Raw genomic sequence first — 18,120 nt, 5'->3', positions numbered from 1 at the left:
GCCTCAGCGCAGCAGGCCGCGCGCGCTCTGCCCGATGAAATCGAGCATCAGCTGCACGTCCTGCGAGGAGTCGGCGACGGCGGCGAGCTGCTCGCGCACCTCGGCCAGCGGCTTGCCGGAGAGATAAAGCGCACGGTAGGCGCGCTTGATGGCCGCGATGCGCTCGGCGTCGAAGCCGCGGCGCTTGAGGCCTTCGCTGTTGATGCCGCGCGGGGCCGCGTACTTGTCGGCCACCATCACGAACGGCGGCACGTCGGCATTGACCAGGCTGCCCATGCCGATGAAGGCATGCGCGCCGATCTTGCAGAACTGGTGGATGGCCGCGAAGCCGCCCAGGATCACCCAGTCGCCCAGCTCGGCGTGGCCGGCGAGCGTGGCGTTGTTGGCCAGGATGCAGTTGTCGCCGATGACGCAGTCGTGGGCCACGTGCACGTAGGCCATGATCCAGTTGCGGCTGCCGATGCGGGTGATGCCGCCGCCGTCGCCGGTGCCGCGGCTGATGGTGGTGAACTCGAAGAAGGTGTTGCCGTCGCCGACCACCAGTTCGGTGCGCTCGCCGGCGAACTTCTTGTCCTGCGGGTCGTTGCCCAGCGTGGCGTGGGCGTGCACCACGTTGTCCCGGCCCAGGCGGGTGGGGCCGGTGATGACCGCATGCGGGCCGATGCGGCAGCCATCGCCGATCTCGACGTCGGCGCCGATGATGGCGTAGGGACCGACCTGGACGCCCTGGCCCAGGCGCGCGGCGGGGTCGACCAGGGCGGTGGGGTGAATCACGCTTCCTTGCCCTCGGCGCAGAGGATCTCGGCGCTGGCCACCACCTGGCCGTCGACGCGCGCGGCGCACTCGTACAGCGCCATGTTGCGGATGTGGCGCTTGAGCTTGACCTCGATGTCGAGCTGGTCGCCCGGCACCACCATGCGGTTGAAGCGGGCGTTGTCCACCTTCACCAGGTAGAACAGCTTGCCTTCGCTGACCTGGTCGCGCGGCAGCGAAAGCTGGGTCAGCAGGCCACCGGCCTGGGCCATGGCCTCGATCACCAGCACGCCGGGCATCACCGGGCGGCCGGGGAAATGGCCCTGGAAGAAGGGCTCGTTGAAGGTGACGTTCTTGAGTGCGCGGATACGCTGGCCGGCGTCGAGCTCGACCACGCGGTCGACGAGCAGGAACGGGTAGCGGTGCGGCAGCAGGTGCAGGATGCAGGCGACATCCACGGGCAGCTTGATGGCGTCTTGGCTCATCCTGGGGCTTCCTTCGGTCAATCGGTGTTCGGGGCGCCCATTCTACGCGCGAGGCCGTCCAATTGCCGGAAACGGGCCGCATTGCGGCGCCAGCGCCGGCTCTCCTGCACGGTCATGGCCGAGGAGTACTCGCCGGGCTCGGTGATCGAGGCCGTCACCAGGCTCATGGCGGTGATGGTGACCTTGTCGCAGATCGACAGGTGGCCGGCGATGCCGGCGCCGCCGCCGACCAGGCAGTAACTTCCGATCCGGGCCGAACCGGCCACCGCCACGCAGCCGGCCATGGCCGTGTGCGCGCCGATGCGCACGTTGTGGCCCACCTGCACCAGGTTGTCCAGGCGCACGTCCTGCTCGAGCACGGTGTCCTCGATGGCGCCGCGGTCGATGCAGGTGTTGGCGCCGACCTCGCAGTCGTCGCCCACCACCACGCCGCCCAGCTGCGGCACCTTGATCCATTGCCCGGCGTCCATCGCCAGGCCGAAGCCCTCGGCGCCAAGCACCGCGCCGGGGTGCACGCGCACGCGAGCCCCGAGCCGCACGCGCGTCACCAGGGTCACGCGGCCCAGCAGTTCACAGCCAGGGCCGACTTCATTGTCCTCGCCCACGTGGCAGCCCGGGCCGAGGATGGCGCCGGCGGCGATGCGGCTGCGGGCGCCGACGTAGCAAAAGGGGCCGACCTGCGCGCCCGGGTCGACGACGGCGTCGGGCGCGACCACGGCGGACGGGTGGATGCCAGGCACCGGCACCGGCGGCGGGTCGAACAGCGCGGCGATGCGCGCGAAGGCCACGTAGGGCGACTTCGCGACCAGGCAGGGCACGGGGCAGGCGGCCGCATCGGCCTCGGCCAGCACCACGGCCGAGGCGGCGGTGCCGGCCAGCTCGCGCCGGTAGCGCGGATTGGCCAGGAAGGCCAGCCGGCCCGGCGCCGCGCCGGAAAGCGTGGCGACGCCGGTGATGCGCACGTCGCCCTCGCCCTGCAGCCGCAGGCCGAACCGTTGCGCCAGTTCGGCCAGGGTGGGTGCCGGGGCGGGGGCCGACATGCCGGGGGCTTAGAAGCTGCCGCCGAAGGTGAACTGCAGGCGCTCGATCTGGTCGGAACGCTCGCGCTGGATCGGCAGGGCGTAGCTGATCTGGATCGGGCCCATCGGCGACTGCCACTGCAGCGCCACGCCGGTGGAGATGCGCAGCGTCTTGGCTTCCCAGTCGTCGAAGCCGTAGTACACGTTGCCGTAGTCGACGAAGGCCGACAGGCGCGTGCCGCGCGACTCGAACAGGTTCGGGAAGAAGAACTCGAAGGTGCCCGCGGTCTTGAGCGAGCCACCCAGCGGCTGGCGGAAACCGTCGGCCGTGAACTGGTAGGTCGGGCCGACCGTGTTGACCTCGAAGCCGCGGATCGAGTTCGGGCCGCCGGCGTAGTAGTTGCGGAAGAAGGGCAGGCCGCAGCTGGTGGTGGCGATGATGACGTCGCCCTCGTTGTCGAAGGTCGGGCACTCGCCCTTGGCGGTGTCGCCATAGGCGTCGCCGTAGCCGATCTCGGCGCCGATCTTCATCACCATCCAGCTGGTCAGCGGCAGGTAGTGCTCGAAGTTGTAGCCGAGCTTGTAGTACTCGAGGTCGCTGCCCGGCAGCACCACTTCGGCGCTGACGCGGTGGTAGGTGCCGCGGGTGGGCAGCAGGAAGTCGTTGCGCGAGTCGCGCACCCAGCCGGTCTGCAGGCGCCAGGCGTTGATGTTCCAGCGACGGGTGCCGCCGAAGCTCAGCTCGTCGGTGGTGGTCGGATCGTCGTCGTCGTTGTCGCTCGGCGTATCCGGGTCGTTGTCGTCGTCGACGTGGAAGAGCGGGAAGCGCTGGCGGTCGCCCATCGTGGCGACGAGGTACTGGATCAGCGGCTCGGGCGTGAAGCCGTCCTGCGTGGTGATGCCGTTGCGGTCGATGCCCAGCGAGAACTGGATCTGGTCGGTCTCGGTCAGCGGCAGGCCGACGACCACTTCGCCCGAGGCGACCTCGTTGTTGTACTGGGCGAGGTTGGCGCTGCGGCGCGAGTAGTCGAAGTCGCTGTAGTTGAGGTTGTAGCCGACGCTGACGCCGCGCTCGGTGAAGTACGGGTCGGCGAAGCCCAGCGAGAACTGCTTGGAGAAGGCGTTGTTCTGCACGGCCACCGAGACGCGGTTGCCGGTGCCCAGGAAGTTGTTCTGCACCAGCTGCAGGCTGGTGATCAGGCCGTAGGTCTGCTGGTAGCCCAGGCCGAAGGTGAACTGGCCCGAGTTGCGCTCCTTGACGTTGACGACCACGTCGACCTGGTCGGGCGCGCCCGGCACTTCCGGCGTCTCGATGTCGATTTCCTCGAAGAAGCCCAGGCGCTGCAGGCGGATCTTCGAGCGGTCGACCGCGGCCTGCGAGAACCAGGCGCCCTCGAACTGGCGCATCTCGCGGCGCAGGACCTCGTCGGCGGTGCCGACGTTGCCCTTGAAGACGATGCGGCGGACCTGCACGCGCGGGCCCGGCTCGACGAAGAAGTTCAGGCCGACCACGCGGCCCTCGCGGTCGATGTCCGGGATCGGGTTCACCTGGGCGAAGGCGTAGCCGATGTTGCCCAGCGTGGCGATCATGGAGTCGGCGCTGAGCTCGACGCGGGCGCGCGAGAAGGTGTCGCCCTTGGCCAGGAACACCAGCTTCTCCATCTCCTCGATGGGCAGGATGGTGTCGCCGGAGACCTTCACGTCGCCGACGGTGTACACCTCGCCCTCGGCCACGTTGGCGGTGACGAAGATGTCGCGCTTGTCGGGGCTGATGGCGACCTGGGTGGATTCGACGTTGAAGTCGACGTAGCCGCGGTCGAGGTAGTAGTTGCTCAGCTTCTCGAGGTCGCCCGAGAGCTTCTCGCGCGAGTACTGGTCGTCGCGGCGATACCACGAGAGCCAGTTGCTGGTGTCGGACTCCCAGGTCTTGCGCAGGTCCTCGTCGACGTAGGTCTCGTTGCCGACGATGTTGATGTCGCGGATGCGCGCGGCCTTGCCCTCGGCCACGACGATGCTGATGTCGACGCGGTTGCGGTCGAGGTTGGTCACCGTCGGCGTGATCGAGACGTTGTACTTGCCGCGGTTGTTGTACTGGCGCACCAGCTCCTGCGTCACCCGGTCGAGGTTGAGCGGGTTGAAGGTCTCGCCCTCGGCCAGGCCGATGTTGCGCAGGCCGTTGAGCAGGTCGGCGGACTTGATGTCCTTGTTGCCGGTGAGGTTGATCGTATTGATGGCCGGGCGCTCGGTGACCACCACCACCAGGATCCCGCCCTGGCGCTCGAGCCGCACGTCGCTGAAGAAGCCGGTGCGGAACAGCGCGCGGATCGCCTCGCCGGAGCGGCTGCGGTCGAGCACGTCGCCGCGCTCCACCGGCAGGTAGGTGAAGACCGTGCCGGCCGAGATGCGCTGCAGGCCCTCGACGCGGATGTCGGCGACCTGGAAGGCCTCGTAGTTCTGGGCGTGGGCGGGGCCGGCGAGGGCGGCGGCGAGCGCGATGCTCAGGAGGCAGCGGCGGACATTGGGTCGCGTCATCATCAATCCGTGGAAACCGGGCGGAAGCGCCCGCAATGGGTGGAAGGTCAGGAGCCTAGCCGGAGAATGTCGTTGTAGAAGGCCAATCCCATCAGTCCGGCAAGCATCACCAGCCCGATGTATTGGCCCGCCACGAGGCCACGTTCGCCGACCGGGCTGCCTTTGACCAGCTCGATAAGGTAATACAGCAGGTGCCCACCATCCAAGACGGGGATGGGCAGCAGGTTCATGATGAACAGGCTCAGGGAGAGCACGGCCAGGAAGTTGAGGAACCAGGCCGGGCCCAGTTCGGCGCTGCCGTTGGCCACCCGGGCGATGGTGATCGGGCCGGAAATGTTCTTCAGCGAAGCCTCGCCCGTGACCATGCGCCAGAGCATGCCGGTCACGTCGGCGGTCATCTGGCGGGTTTCGGCCAGGGCCGCGGGCAGGGCCTGCAGCGGGTTGTAGCGCAGCATGGCGTCCTGCCGAAGCGGCGCCGAGGCGATGCCCAGCTGCCAGACGCTGCGGCCGTCGCGCTCGCCCTGGCGCGGCTCGATGGCCACGGCCAGGCGGCGACCGTCGCGCTCGACCTCCACCGCCAGCTCGCGGCCGGGGGCGGCCAGCTCCTGCAGCAGCGGGCCGATCCGGTCGAAGCCATGCACCGGGCGGCCGGCGATGGAGACGATGCGGTCACCCACCCGCAGGCGGCCGTCGGCGGCCGAACCGGCCTCCACCAGGCCCACCACCGCCGGCCAGGCCGGGCTCAGGCCGACGCTGGCGAAGGGCTGCTCCTCGGCCAGGGCCAGGCCCGGGCGGTCGAGCGGCAGCACCCGGACCACCTCCTGGCCATCGGCGCGGAGCACCCGAACCGGGGTGGGGTCGCGGTCGATGACGGCCTTGGTCAGGGCGATGCCGGCCTCGGTCCAGGTGCGCACCGGGCGGCCGTCCACGTCGACTAGGCGGTCGCCGGGCACGAAGCCGGCCTCGGCGGCCACGCCGGAGGTCGTGCCCAGCACCGGCTGGAAGTCGGGCTTGCCGACCACGAACATCAGCCACAGCAGGCCGATGCAGAGGATGAGGTTGGCCAGCGGCCCGGCGGCCACGATGGCGATGCGCTGCCAGACGGTCTTGGCGTTGAAGCTTTCGTGGCGCTCGTGCGGGGCGACGTCCACCTCGCGCTCGTCGAGCATCTTCACGTAGCCGCCCAGCGGGATCCAGGCCACCACGTACTCGGTGCCGTCCTTGCCGATGCGCTTCCACAGCGGCTTGCCGAAGCCGACCGAGAAGCGCAGCACGCGCACGCCACAGCGGCGCGCCACCCAGTAGTGGCCGAATTCGTGGAAGGTGACCAGCAGGCCCAGGCTGACGATGAGCCACCAAACCGAGCCAAAGAACTCATTCATCGCCGATCCATCCCTGCCAGCAGTGCCCCGGCCGCCCGCCGCGTCGCGGCGTCCACCTCGAGCAAGTCTCCCAGACTGTCGGCCGGGCCGCCCGGGTGGGCGTCGAGGCAGGCCTGGATGAGGGCCGGGATGCCTAGGAAGCCCAGCCGGCCCTGAAGGAAGGCTGAAACCGCCACTTCGTTGGCGGCGTTGAGCACGGCCGGCGCGCTGCCGCCCGCGGCCATCGCCCGCCAGGCCAGGCCCAGGCAGGGGAAGGCGTCCAGGTCGGGCTGTTCGAAATCGAAGCGGGCCAGGGCGGCCAGGTCGAGCGGGGCCACGCCCGAGTCGATGCGCTCGGGCCAGGCCAGGCCGTAGGCCAGCGCGGTGCGCATGTCGGGGTTGCCCAGCTGGGCCAGCACCGAGCCGTCGATGTAGTCCACCAGCGAGTGGATGACCGACTGCGGGTGCACCACCACCTCGATGCGTTCGGGCGGCAGGCCGAACAGGTGCCGGGCCTCGATGACCTCCAGGCCCTTGTTCATCAGCGTGGCCGAGTCGACCGAGATCTTGCGGCCCATCGACCAGTTCGGATGGGCGCAGGCCTGCTCGGGCGTGACCTCGGCCAGCTGTTCACGGCGGCGGCCGCGGAAGGGGCCGCCGGAGGCGGTGAGCAGCAGCCGGCGCACGCCCTGGCGGCCGCCGTCGGCCGGCAGGCACTGGAAGATGGCGTTGTGCTCGCTGTCCACCGGCAGCAGGGTGGCGCCGCCCGCGCGCGCGGCCTGCAGCAGCAGGTCGCCGGCCAGCACCACCGATTCCTTGTTGGCCAGCAGGATGCGCTTGCCGGCGCGGGCCGCGGCCAGGGTGGAGGCCATGCCGGCGGCGCCGACAATGGCGGCCACGACGGTGTCGTTGGCCGGGTCGGCGGCGATCTCGTCCAGCGCGGCGGCGCCGGCCAGGGCGCGGGTGGGCAGGCGGCGCGCGGCCAGGCCGTCGCGCAGGGCCGGCCAGGCGGCCTCGTCGGCGACCACGGCGGTGTCCGGCCGGAAGCGCTCGCACAGCGCCAGCAGTTCGTCCACGCGGCCGTTGGCGCTGAGCGCGCCGATGCGGAAGCGGTCGGGGTGGCGGGCGACGACGTCGAGCGTGGAGCCGCCGATCGAACCGGTGGCCCCCAGCAGCGCGATCGTCTTCAGAGGCCCAGCCATGCCTTGCCCACCACGAACACCGGCAGCGCCGCGAGGATGCTGTCGAGCCGGTCCATCATGCCGCCGTGGCCCGGGAACAGGTCGCCGGAATCCTTCACGCCCGAGTGCCGCTTCATCAGGCTCTCGAACAGGTCGCCCACCACCGAGGCGCCCGCCACCACCAGGGTGACCAGCACCAGCGCAGGCAACTGCCCCCAGCCAATGCCCAGGAAGGGCAGGGCGACGACGGCCAGCACGGCGGTGGCGGCCAGGCCGCCGTACACGCCTTCCCAGCTCTTGCCGGGGCTGATGGACGGGGCGAGCTTTTTGCGGCCCCACTTCGTGCCGGCGAAATAGGCGCCGCTGTCGGCCACCCAGACGATCAGCAGCGCGAACAGGGTCCAGCGCGCGCCGTAGGGGTCTTCCGAGTGCAGCCAGCCGAGCGCGCACCAGGCCGGCAGCACGCACAGGCTGCCGGCGAGCAGCTTGAGGGCGCGGTTGCGCGGGGTGTCGTCGGCGGCGAAGCGGCCGCGGCGCAGCCACAGCAGCACGGCCAGCCACCAGGCGGCACCAACCAGCGAAACGATCTTGAGCGTGAACAAGCCCGGCCCGGCGGCCCAGACCAGGGCGGCCATCAGCAGCGCGTTCGCGGCCAGGAAGGCGGCGCGCGGCAGCGGCTCGGCGATGCCGGCGAAGCGGGTCCATTCCCACAGCCCGCCCAGCATCACCAGCGCTACCACGGCGGCCAGCCAGGGGGTAGGCAGCAGCAGCACCGCCAGCACCGGCAGCGGCGCCAGGAACAGGGCCGTGGTGATGCGCTGGCGGCGGCTCACGTCGCGCCCCCGGCCACCTGGGCGCTGGTGAGGCCGAAGCGGCGCTCGCGGTCGGCGAAGGCGGCCATGGCCGCGTCGAGCACGCTGGCGTCGAGGTCGGGCCAGAGCGTCTCGGTGAACCACAGCTCGGTGTAGGCCAGCTGCCAGAGCAGGAAGTTGCTGATGCGCAAGTCGCCTCCGGTGCGGATGAACAGGTCGGGCACCGGCAGGCCGGCCAGGCTGATGCGGCTGTCGAGCAGTTTTTCGTCGATGGCGGCCGGGTCGAGCTTGCCGGCGGCCACGTCGGCGGCCAGCGAGCGGGCCGCCTGGGTGATGTCCCAGCGGCCACCGTAGCCGGCGGCGATGGTCAGCACCAGTTTTTCCTCCAGCGGACGCACGGCCTCGGCCTCGGCCATGCGTTCGCGGATCTGCGCCGGGAAGCCGGCGCGCTCGCCGATGAAGGCCACGCGCACGCCCCGGCGGTGCAGCTCGCCGACTTCGTTCTCGAGCATGCGCAGGAACAGCTTCATCAGCGCCCCGACTTCCTCCTCGGGGCGGTTCCAGTTCTCGCTGGAAAAGGCGAACAGCGTCAGCGCGCCGATGCCGCGGTCGAGGCAGTACTCCACGCAGACCTGCACGGCCTTGGCGCCGGCGCGGTGGCCGAGCGTGCGGGGGCGGTTGCGGCGCTGCGCCCAGCGGCCGTTGCCGTCCATGATGACGGCCACGTGGCGCGGCAGGCGGGAAGGGGCGGGCGGGGCGGACATCCGGATGGCCGGCCTCAGACCGCCATCAGCTCCTGCTCCTTGGCCTTGGCCACGTCATCGACGTCCTTGACGGCCTTGTCGGTGAGCTTCTGGATCTCGTCCTCGGCGCGGCGCACGTCGTCCTCGGTCACCTGCTTCTCCTTGAGGAGTTCCTTGACCTGCTGGATGGCGTCGCGGCGCACGTTGCGGATGGCGACCTTGGCGTTCTCGCCTTCGGCGTGCACGTGCTTGGTGAGCTCCTTGCGGCGCTCCTCGGTGAGCGGCGGCAGGTTGATGCGGATGACGGTGCCGGCGGTGTTCGGGGTCAGGCCCAGGTCGGAGGCCAGGATGGCCTTCTCGACGGCGGCCACCATGCCCTTTTCCCAGGGCGTGATGGTGAGCGAGCGCGCATCGGCGACCGAGACGGTGGCCACCTGGGTGAGCGGCATGTCCGAGCCGTAGTAGTTCACCTTCAGGTGGTCGACCAGGGCGGTGGTGGCGCGGCCCGTGCGCAGCTTGGTCAGGTCGTGGCGGAAGGCCTCGACGGACTTGTTCATGCGGGTCTGGGCGTCTTTCTTGATGTCGTTGAGCATCGCTGGCTCCGCGTTGGGTGCGGTGGGTGGGGCAAGCCCGGGATTATAGGCGCTGGGGGGCGGCGGCGCTCAGCCGGCGTCGACCAGGGTGCCCAGCGGCTCGCCGCGCAGGATCCGCATCAGCGCGCCGGGCTGCATCATGTCGTAGATGCGCAGGGGCACCTTGTTGTCGCGGCACAGGGCGAAGGCGGCGGTGTCCATCACCTGCAGGTTGCGGGCGATGACCTCGTCGTAGCCCAGGTGCTCGAAGCGCCTGGCGCCGGGGTTCTTCTTCGGGTCGGAATCGTAGATGCCGTCGACCTTGGTGGCCTTGAGCAGCAGGTCGGCGCCGATTTCGCTGGCGCGCAGGGCGGCGGCCGAGTCGGTGGTGAAGAAGGGGTTGCCGGTGCCGGCGGCGAACAGGGTGATCCGGCCCTTCTCCATGTGCCGGATGGCGCGGCGGCGGATGTAGTCCTCGCAGACCTCGTTGATCTTGATGGCGCTCATCACGCGGGCGAAGCCGCCGGCCTTCTCGAGCGCGTCGGCCATGGCCAGGGCGTTGATGACGGTGGCCAGCATGCCCATGTGGTCGCCGGTGACGCGGTCCATGCCGGCCTCGGCCAGGCCGGCGCCGCGGAAGATGTTGCCGCCGCCGATCACCAGGCCGATCTCGGCGCCGGCCTGCTGGGCCGCGACGATGTCCTCGGCCATGGCCCGGATCACCTTCGGGTCGATGCCGTAGTCCTCGTTGCCCATCAGGGCTTCGCCGGAGAGCTTGAGCAGGATGCGGCGGTACTTCAGGGGCTGGTTGCTCATGGGGCTCTCCGGTGGCGGGCAAACGGCGGAATTCTAGCCGATCGGGAGGTTTCTGGTTTCCCGGGCAACAAAAAACCCGGCCGGGGCCGGGTTTTTTGCGGGGCGGAGGAGGTCGGTCAGACCGCCATCGCCTTCATCACTTCGGCGGCGTAGTCCTCGACCACCTTCTCGATGCCCTCGCCGACGGCCAGGCGCTGGAACTGCACCACGTCGGCGCCGGCGGCCTTCACGGCCTGCTCGACGGTCTGGTCGGTGTTGAGCACGTACGGCTGGCCGTAGAGGGTGACCTCGTTGATGATCTTGGCCACCTTGCCGGCCATGATCTTCTCGAGGATCTCGGCCGGCTTGGACTTGTCCTTGTCGGACATCTTGGCCAGCTCGATTTCCTTTTCCTTGGCCACGAACTCGGCCGGCACGTCGGCGGCCTTGTTGTAGGGCGGGTTCATCGCGGCCACGTGCATGGCGATGCCGCGGGCGAGCTCGGCGTCGCCGCCCTTGAGCTCGACCAGCACGCCGATGCGGCCGCCGTGGATGTAGGCGGCGACGGTGTTGGCGCTGTCGACCTTGGCCAGGCGACGGACCTGCACGTTCTCGCCGACCTTGGCGACGACGGCGGCGCGGGTCTCCTCGACGGTCTCGCCCGAAGCGACCTTGGCCGACTTCAGGGCCTCGGCGTCGGCGGCGCCCGAAGCGAGCGCGGCCTGGGCGACGGCGTCGGCGAAGGCGACGAAGTTGTCGTCCTTGGCCACGAAGTCGGTTTCCGAGTTGACCTCGACCAGCACGGCCTTGCCGCCGGCCTGGGCGGCCACGATGCGGCCTTCGGCGGCCACGCGGCCGGCCTTCTTGTCGGCCTTGGCCAGGCCCGACTTGCGCAGCGACTCGGCCGCGGCGTCGATGTCGCCGGCGGTCTCGGCCAGGGCCTTCTTGCACTCCATCATGCCGGCGCCGGTGCGCTCGCGCAGTTCCTTGACCAGGGAAGCAGTGATTTCCATGGGATGTCCTTCTTCAGATTACTTGGCGGCGCGGGGAGCGCGCGGGGCACGGGCGCGCGGGGCGGCCTTCTTGTCTTCCTTGGCGACCGGGTTGCCCTCGGCGTCGAGCTCGACGAAGTCGTCGGCGGCCACGTGGGCCTGCGGCGAAGCGGCCTTGCCCTCGAGCACGGCGTCGGCGGCGGCGCGCACGTACAGCTGCACGGCGCGGATGGCGTCGTCGTTGCCCGGGATGGCGTAGTCCACCAGGTTGGGGTCGTAGTTGGTGTCGACCACGGCGATCACCGGGATGCCGAGCTTCTTGGCTTCCTGCACGGCGATGTTCTCGTGGCCGATGTCGATCACGAACAGGGCGTCCGGCAGGCGGCCCATGTCCTTGATGCCGCCCAGCGAAGCCTCGAGCTTGTCACGCTCGCGGCGCAGGGTGAGCACCTCGTGCTTGACCAGCTTCTCGAAGGTGCCGTCGGTCTCGGCGGCCTCGAGCTCCTTCAGGCGCGCGACCGACTTCTTCACGGTGGCGTAGTTGGTCAGGGTGCCGCCCAGCCAGCGCATGCTCATGTAGGGCATGCCGCAGCGGGTGGCTTCTTCCTTGATGGCCTCGCGGGCCGAACGCTTGGTGCCGACGAACAGGATGGTGCCGCGCTTCTGGGCGATGCCCGAGATGAAGTTCATGGCGTCCTGGAACAGCGGCAGGGTCTTTTCCAGGTTGATGATGTGGATCTTGCCGCGGGCGCCGAAGATGTACGGGCCCATCTTGGGGTTCCAGTAGCGGGTCTGGTGGCCGAAATGGACGCCGGCTTCCAGCATCTGGCGCATGGTGACCTGGGACATGGTGATTCCTTGTGCGAACGGGAGCCGGCCGCGCTCTGGCGGCGTCGAAGCTCCGGGGTTGGGCCTCCGCCGGGCCGCCGCCTCGAACCCTGGAACCGAAGTTCCGGGGCACCCCGGGGCGGGGGGTTGCCTGGCGTGTGAATTCGCCGGTGACGCCCGGCGTGGGCGGTCGGAGGGCCGGCAAGCCGGTTTTCCGAGCCGCGGGAGTATAGCCGGCTGGCCCAAGTGGCCGCAACTGTTGGATAATCCGGGCCATGCACATCAGCCTCAAGAGCCCCGAAGACATCGAGCGCATGCGCGTGGCCGGCCGCCTGGCCGCCGAAGTGCTGCAGGTGGTCGCCCCGCACGTCAAGCCGGGCGTCAGCACCGCCGAGCTCGACCGCATCTGCCACGACCACATTGTCAACGTGCAGGGCGCCATCCCGGCCAACGTCGGCTACAAGGGCTTCCCGGCGACGGTCTGCACCTCGGTCAACAACGTCATCTGCCACGGCATCCCGAGCGAGTCGAAGATCCTCAAGGACGGCGACATCATCAACATCGACGTCACCGTCATCAAGGACGGCTGGCACGGCGACACCAGCCGCATGTACCTGGTGGGCGAGCCCAACGTGCTGGCCCGCCGCCTGGTGGACGTGACCCGCGAGGCCATGTTCCGCGGCATCCGCGCCGTGCGCCCGGGCGCCACGCTGGGCGACATCGGCCACGCCATCCAGCAGTACGCCGAGGGCGAGCGCTTCTCGGTGGTGCGCGAATACTGCGGCCACGGCATCGGCAGGATCTACCACGAGGACCCGCAGGTGCTGCACTACGGCCAGCCGGGCACCGGCGTGGTGCTCAAGAAGGGCATGACCTTCACCATCGAGCCGATGATCAACGCCGGCAGCCGCCAGACCAAGCTGCTGGGCGATGGCTGGACCGTGGTCACCCGCGACAAGTCGCTGTCGGCGCAGTGGGAGCACACGGTGGCGGTGACCGACGACGGCGTCGAGATCCTCACCCGCCTGCCCGGCGACGACAACGACCTGTGACCGGGGCCGGCCGGTGAGCGCCGCCCCGAACGCCCCCGACGCCGACTTGCCGGCGGCCCTGGCCGCCGCGCCGGACGCCGCCGCCTGGCGCGAGGTCGCCAAGGCCGGGCTGCTGGCCGGCCGCGCCCTGCTGCACCAGCGCTTCGAGGCCGGCGAAGTGGCCGACCGCCTGGTCTCGCGCTGCTGCGCCCTGGCCGACGACATCGTGCGCTCGGCCTGGGAGCGCTGCCTGGGCGGGGCCGAAGGCCTGGACCTGCTGGCCACCGGCGGCTACGGCCGCGGCGAGCTCTACCCCCAGTCCGACATCGACCTGCTGGTGCTGGCCGAACCGGCCGTGCAGCAGGCGCGCCAGGCCGACATCGGCCGCTTCTTCTCGCTGCTCTGGGACGCGGGCCTGGCCACCAGCCAGGCCGTGCGCTCGCGGGGACAGTGCGTGGAGGCCGCGCGCGAGGACATCACCGTGCTCACCGCGCTGATGGAGTGCCGCCTGCTGGCCGGCGACGAGGCCTGCCTGCCCGCGCTGGCCTCGGCGCTCTCGCCCGAGGTGCTGTGGCCGCCGAAGGATTACTTCGCCGCCAAGCGCGAGGAGCAGCGCGCGCGCCACGCCCGTTTCCACGACACCGCCCACAACCTCGAGCCGAGCATCAAGGAAGGCCCGGGCGGGCTGCGCGACCTGCAGACCGTCACCTGGATGGGCATGCGCCTGTACGGGGTGCCCGGCCTGCGCGCGCTGGTGCCGCTGGGCCTGCTGGGCGAGGACGAGTGCGCCAGCCTCGAGCGCGAATGGCGCGTGCTGGCGCGGCTGCGCTTCGGCCTGCACCTGCTGGCCAGGCGCCGCGAGGAGCGCCTGGGCTTCGACTACCAGAAGAACCTGGCCACGATGCTCGGCCTGAAGGACGAGCGCCGCGACAACCTCGCCGTCGAGCAGATGATGCAGGGCTTCTTCCGCAGCGCCGCCACGGTGATGCGCATCAACGACCGCCTGCTCCAGCGCTTCGAGGAGCAACTCTCGGGCCAGGAACCGCCGCAGCTCCTGGGCGACGGCTTCGAGCTGCGCCACGGCTACCTGGCCATGGCCGAGCCGGCGCGCCTGGGCCGCGGCTTCGGCGAAGTGCTGGCCCTGTTCGAGGCCTGGGATGCGCAGCCGGGCGCGCGCGGACTGCACTCGGAAACGGCGCGCGCGCTGGGCGAGTCGCTGTCCGCCATCCGCCCGTATGCCGGGCAGCCCGAGCCGCTGCGCCAGCGCTTCATGGCGCTGCTGCAGTCGCCGATGGCGGTGGCCGGGCTCACCCGCATGGCCCGGCTGGGCGTGCTGGCGCGCTACCTGCCGGCCTTCGGCAAGGTCTCCGGGCGCATGCAGTACGACCTGTTCCACGTCTACACCGTGGACCAGCACACGCTCACCGTGCTCTCGCACATCGACAGCTTCGCCCGCCGCGCCGACGAGCGTTTCGGCATCGCCCACGAAGTGTGGCCGCGGCTTCGCAAGCCGCACCTGCTGCTGCTGGCCGGCCTGTTCCACGACATCGCCAAGGGCCGCGGCGGCGACCACAGCGAGCTGGGCGCGGTGGACGCGCGCGAGTTCGCCGAGGCGCACGCCATGCCCCAGGCCGACGCCGACCTGCTGGCCTGGCTGGTCGAGCAGCACCTGCTGATGTCGGTCACCGCCCAGCGCCAGGACATCTCCGACCCGGAGGTGGTGGCGCGCTTCGCCAACAAGGTGGCCGACCGCGAGCACCTCGATTACCTCTACCTGCTGACCTGCGCCGACATCGCCGGCACCAGCCCCAAGCTCTGGAACGCCTGGAAGGACCGCCTGCTGGCCGACCTGTATTCGGCCACGCGCTTCGCGCTGCGGCGCGGGCTGGAAAACCCGGTGCACGCCACCGAGATCATGGCCGAGACCCGCGCCGCGGCGCTCGAGCGCCTGCTGGGCGAGGGCCTGGACCAGGCCGAGGTCGAGCGCATCTGGGCCGCGTACCCCGACGTGGGCTTCCTGCGCTACCGGCCCGAGCAGATCGCCTGGCAGACCCGCGGCATCGCCGCCTCGGCCGGCGCCGACACCCTGGTGCTGGTGCGCCCGCACCTCAACGACGGCGGCCTGGAGGTGTTCGTGCGCACGCCCGACCGCGACGGCCTGTTCGCGGCCCTGGTGGCCACCTTCGACCGCCTCGGCCTGAACGTGCTCGAGGCGCGCGTGCTCAACTCCAGCGACGGCTACGCGCTCGACAACTTCCAGCTGATCGCGCCCTTGGGCAGCGCGCCCGAGCCGGCGGCGGTGGAATCGGCCCTGCGCCAGGCCCTGCGCGACCCGGCGAAGGTGAAGCCGCCGCGCCGCGCGGCCCCGCGCCAGCTGCGCCACTTCCGCGTGCCGGCGCGGGTGGACTTCGACGCCTCCGCCGACGGCCGCCGCACCCGCATGAGCCTGGTGTGCACCGACCAGCCCGGCCTGCTGGCCGGCGTGGCCCAGGTGCTGCGCCGTTTCCACCTGCGCGTGCACGACGCGCGCATCGCCACCTTCGGCGAGAAGGTGGAGGATTTCTTCCTGCTTACCGACGAGCGCGACCAGCCCGTCGGCGACCAGGCCCTGTTGGACGAACTGCGCGCCGCCATCGTGGCCGGCGTGGATGGAGATAGCCGAGATGGCAAGAAAGAAGCCGAACATTGAGCAACTGCAGGCGATCATCGAAGACGCCTTCGAGCGCCGCGCCAGCCTGACCGCCGCCGAGATCGAGGGCAGCACGCGCCCGGCGGTGGAGGAGGCGATCGAGCTGCTCGAGTCGGGCAAGGCGCGCGTGGCCGCGCCGCACGGCAAGCGCTGGGAGGTGAACCAGTGGCTCAAGAAGGCCGTGCTGCTCTACTTCCGCGTCAACGACATGCAGCAGATGGAGGGCTTCCCGGCGGCGTTCTGGGACAAGGTGCGGCTGCGCTTCGACAATTACGACGAGGCCGACTTCCAGAAGCTGGGCGCGCGCATCGTGCCCGGCGCCATCGTCCGCACCGGCGCGCACATCGGCAAGGACGTGGTGCTGATGCCGAGCTTCGTCAACATCGGCGCCTACGTCGGCGCCGGCACCATGGTCGACACCTGGGCCACCGTGGGCAGCTGCGCGCAGGTGGGCAAGAACTGCCACATCAGCGGCGGCGCCGGCATCGGCGGCGTGCTCGAGCCGCTGCAGGCCAGCCCCACCATCATCGAGGACGACTGCTTCATCGGCGCGCGCTCGGAGGTGGTCGAGGGCGTGATCGTCGAGAAGGGCAGCGTCATCGGCATGGGCGTGTTCCTGGGCCAGTCCACCCGCATCTACAACCGCATGACCGGCGAGATCCTGCAGGGCCGCGTGCCGGCCGGTTCGGTGGTGGTGCCGGGTTCGCTGCCTTCGGCCGACGGCAAGTACTCCCTGTCTTGCGCGGTCATCGTCAAGCAGGTGGACGCCAAGACGCGCGCCAAGACCTCGGTGAACGAACTGCTGCGAGGCGCGGTGGAATGACCACGCTCTACGGCCTCGAAAACTGCGACACCTGCCGCAAGGCGCGCAACTGGCTCAAGCGCTTCGAGGTGGCCCACGAGTTCGTGGACTACCGCGCCAACCGGGTGCCGCCGGAGACGCTCAAGGCCTGGGCGGCGCAGCTGGGTGGCTGGGAGAAGCTGGTGAACAAGGCCTCCACCACCTGGCGCCAGCTGCCGGAGGCGCGCAAGTCCCCGGCCTCCGATCCGGAGTGGACCTTGCTGCTGCGCGAGCACCCGGCGCTGGTCAAGCGCCCGGTGGTGGCCACCGCCGACGGCGCGGTGTCGGTGGGCTTCACCGACAACGGCTTCAAGCAGCGTTTCGGGGTGGGCAAGTGAGCGGCGTGCTGGCGCTGGCGCGCGAGCTGATCGCGCGGCCGTCGGTGACGCCCGACGACGCCGGTTGCCAGGAGCTGGTGGCCGCGCGCCTGGCGCGGGCGGGCTTTGCGGTCGAGTGGCTCGATGTCGGCGACGTGCGCAACCTCTGGGCCACGCACGGCCGCGGCGGCCCGGTGCTGTGCCTGCTGGGGCACACCGACGTGGTGCCGCCCGGCCCGCGCGAAGCCTGGGACAGCCCGCCCTTCGAGCCCACCGAGCGCGACGGTTTCCTCTACGGCCGCGGCGCCGCCGACATGAAGGGCAGCGTGGCGGCCTTCGTGGTGGCGGCCGAGCAGTTCGTGGCCGCGCACCCGGCGCACCCCGGCACGCTGGCCATCCTGCTGACTTCGGACGAAGAGGGCGACGCCATCGACGGCGTGCGCAAGGTGGCGGAGCGCTTCAAGGCCGAAGGCCGGCCGATCCATTACTGCATCACCGGCGAGCCGTCTTCCAAGGCGGCGCTGGGCGACCTGCTGCGCGTGGGCCGGCGCGGCTCGCTGTCGGCGCGGCTGGTGGTGAAGGGCATCCAGGGCCACGTGGCCTATCCGGAGAAGGCCCGCAACCCGATCCACCAGGCCATGCCCGCGCTGGCCGAGCTGTGCGCGCGCGTCTGGGACGAGGGCTACCCCGAGTTCCCGCCCTCGAGCTTCCAGGTCTCGAACATCCATGCGGGCACCGGCGCCAACAACGTGATCCCGGGCAGCTGCGAAGTGCTGCTCAACTTCCGCTACAACCCCGGCTGGCGCGCCGAGGCGCTGGAAGCCGAGGTGGTGGCCACGCTCGAGCGCCACGGCCTGGACTACGAGCTGCACTGGCACCGCAGCGGCGAGCCCTTCCTCACCGGCGAAGGCAAGCTGCGCGCCGCGGCGCGCGAGGTCATCCTCGAACAGCTCGGCCTCGTGCCGGAGGAAAACACCGGCGGCGGCACCTCGGACGCCCGCTTCATCGCGCCTCTCGGCGCCGAGGTGGTGGAGCTGGGGCCCATCAACGCCAGCATCCACAAGGTCAACGAACGCGTCGCCGTGGATGAACTCGAGCGCCTCCCCGCGCTTTACCGAGCCATCGCCGAGCGACTGCTGCTCTCCTGAGCCTTCCGCTCTCCTCCCCGG

Annotated in this window: 16 protein-coding genes and 1 pseudogene; 5 read left to right on the top strand and 12 right to left on the bottom strand. The window is 70.5% G+C overall.

What is annotated here, in order from left to right; genetic code table 11:
* Positions 1–3: 3 nt before the first annotated feature.
* From lpxA to rpsB, 12 genes are all read right to left on the bottom strand, one after another.
* Complete coding sequence (gene lpxA, locus ABS41_RS04135) at positions 4–774, bottom strand: acyl-ACP--UDP-N-acetylglucosamine O-acyltransferase (protein WP_290591064.1); 771 nt, start codon at positions 772–774, stop codon at positions 4–6.
* Positions 771–1,238: a 3-hydroxyacyl-ACP dehydratase FabZ gene (gene fabZ / locus ABS41_RS04130; protein ID WP_290591061.1), complete on the bottom strand. Its 468-nt coding sequence runs from the start codon at positions 1,236–1,238 to the stop codon at positions 771–773. The genes lpxA and fabZ overlap by 4 nt, the downstream gene beginning before the upstream one ends.
* Positions 1,239–1,255: 17 nt before the next feature.
* A complete protein-coding gene (gene lpxD, locus ABS41_RS04125; RefSeq protein ID WP_290591058.1) occupies positions 1,256–2,278 on the bottom strand; it encodes a UDP-3-O-(3-hydroxymyristoyl)glucosamine N-acyltransferase in 1,023 nt (340 codons plus the stop codon).
* A 9-nt stretch (positions 2,279–2,287) separates the two neighbouring features.
* Positions 2,288–4,789, bottom strand: coding sequence for an outer membrane protein assembly factor BamA (gene bamA / locus ABS41_RS04120; protein WP_290591054.1), 2,502 nt, complete (start codon positions 4,787–4,789; stop codon positions 2,288–2,290).
* Positions 4,790–4,836: 47 nt separating this feature from the next.
* The gene (rseP, locus tag ABS41_RS04115) at positions 4,837–6,171 is read right to left on the bottom strand and encodes an RIP metalloprotease RseP (RefSeq protein ID WP_290591051.1); all 1,335 of its coding nucleotides are present in this window, start codon (positions 6,169–6,171) and stop codon (positions 4,837–4,839) included.
* Positions 6,168–7,352: a 1-deoxy-D-xylulose-5-phosphate reductoisomerase gene (locus ABS41_RS04110; protein WP_290591048.1), complete on the bottom strand. Its 1,185-nt coding sequence runs from the start codon at positions 7,350–7,352 to the stop codon at positions 6,168–6,170. The genes rseP and ABS41_RS04110 overlap by 4 nt, the downstream gene beginning before the upstream one ends.
* Positions 7,337–8,164: a phosphatidate cytidylyltransferase gene (locus ABS41_RS04105; RefSeq protein ID WP_290591045.1), complete on the bottom strand. Its 828-nt coding sequence runs from the start codon at positions 8,162–8,164 to the stop codon at positions 7,337–7,339. The genes ABS41_RS04110 and ABS41_RS04105 overlap by 16 nt, the downstream gene beginning before the upstream one ends.
* The gene (gene uppS, locus ABS41_RS04100; protein WP_290591042.1) at positions 8,161–8,907 is read right to left on the bottom strand and encodes a polyprenyl diphosphate synthase; all 747 of its coding nucleotides are present in this window, start codon (positions 8,905–8,907) and stop codon (positions 8,161–8,163) included. Before uppS ends, ABS41_RS04105 begins: the two co-directional genes overlap by 4 nt.
* Before the next feature lie 14 nt (positions 8,908–8,921).
* Positions 8,922–9,479: a ribosome recycling factor gene (gene frr / locus ABS41_RS04095; RefSeq protein WP_290591039.1), complete on the bottom strand. Its 558-nt coding sequence runs from the start codon at positions 9,477–9,479 to the stop codon at positions 8,922–8,924.
* A 69-nt stretch (positions 9,480–9,548) separates the two neighbouring features.
* Positions 9,549–10,274 carry a UMP kinase gene (pyrH, locus tag ABS41_RS04090; RefSeq protein ID WP_290591036.1) on the bottom strand — a complete coding sequence of 242 codons (726 nt, stop codon included), beginning with the start codon at positions 10,272–10,274 and terminating at the stop codon, positions 9,549–9,551.
* Between the two features lie 116 nt (positions 10,275–10,390).
* A complete protein-coding gene (gene tsf / locus ABS41_RS04085) occupies positions 10,391–11,266 on the bottom strand; it encodes a translation elongation factor Ts (protein WP_290591033.1) in 876 nt (291 codons plus the stop codon).
* 18 nt (positions 11,267–11,284) lie between these two features.
* Positions 11,285–12,094: a 30S ribosomal protein S2 gene (gene rpsB, locus ABS41_RS04080; RefSeq protein WP_290591030.1), complete on the bottom strand. Its 810-nt coding sequence runs from the start codon at positions 12,092–12,094 to the stop codon at positions 11,285–11,287.
* 254 nt (positions 12,095–12,348) lie between these two features.
* Here rpsB and map point away from each other — a divergent pair, with 254 nt between their 5' ends.
* The 5 genes and pseudogenes from map (at position 12,349) to dapE (ending at position 18,099) form a co-directional block, all read left to right on the top strand.
* Positions 12,349–13,125 carry a type I methionyl aminopeptidase gene (gene map, locus ABS41_RS04075; RefSeq protein WP_290591027.1) on the top strand — a complete coding sequence of 259 codons (777 nt, stop codon included), beginning with the start codon at positions 12,349–12,351 and terminating at the stop codon, positions 13,123–13,125.
* Positions 13,126–13,138: 13 nt separating this feature from the next.
* A pseudogene (gene glnD, locus ABS41_RS04070) lies at positions 13,139–15,691 on the top strand ([protein-PII] uridylyltransferase); the annotation flags it as partial.
* Complete coding sequence (gene dapD, locus ABS41_RS04065; RefSeq protein ID WP_290591184.1) at positions 15,663–16,616, top strand: 2,3,4,5-tetrahydropyridine-2,6-dicarboxylate N-succinyltransferase; 954 nt, start codon at positions 15,663–15,665, stop codon at positions 16,614–16,616. The pseudogene glnD and the gene dapD, both read left to right, overlap by 29 nt.
* Positions 16,613–16,972, top strand: coding sequence for an arsenate reductase (locus ABS41_RS04060; RefSeq protein ID WP_290591024.1), 360 nt, complete (start codon positions 16,613–16,615; stop codon positions 16,970–16,972). The genes dapD and ABS41_RS04060 overlap by 4 nt, the downstream gene beginning before the upstream one ends.
* Positions 16,969–18,099 (top strand): succinyl-diaminopimelate desuccinylase, encoded by a 1,131-nt coding sequence (gene dapE / locus ABS41_RS04055; protein ID WP_290591021.1) that lies wholly within the window; start codon positions 16,969–16,971, stop codon positions 18,097–18,099. Before ABS41_RS04060 ends, dapE begins: the two co-directional genes overlap by 4 nt.
* Positions 18,100–18,120: the final 21 nt, after the last annotated feature.

The organism is Arenimonas sp. SCN 70-307, assembly GCF_001724815.1.
Taxonomy (GTDB): domain Bacteria; phylum Pseudomonadota; class Gammaproteobacteria; order Xanthomonadales; family Xanthomonadaceae; genus Arenimonas.
The sequence above is the reverse complement of the archived record's forward strand: the minus strand, read 5'-3'. Positions and strand labels throughout refer to the sequence as shown.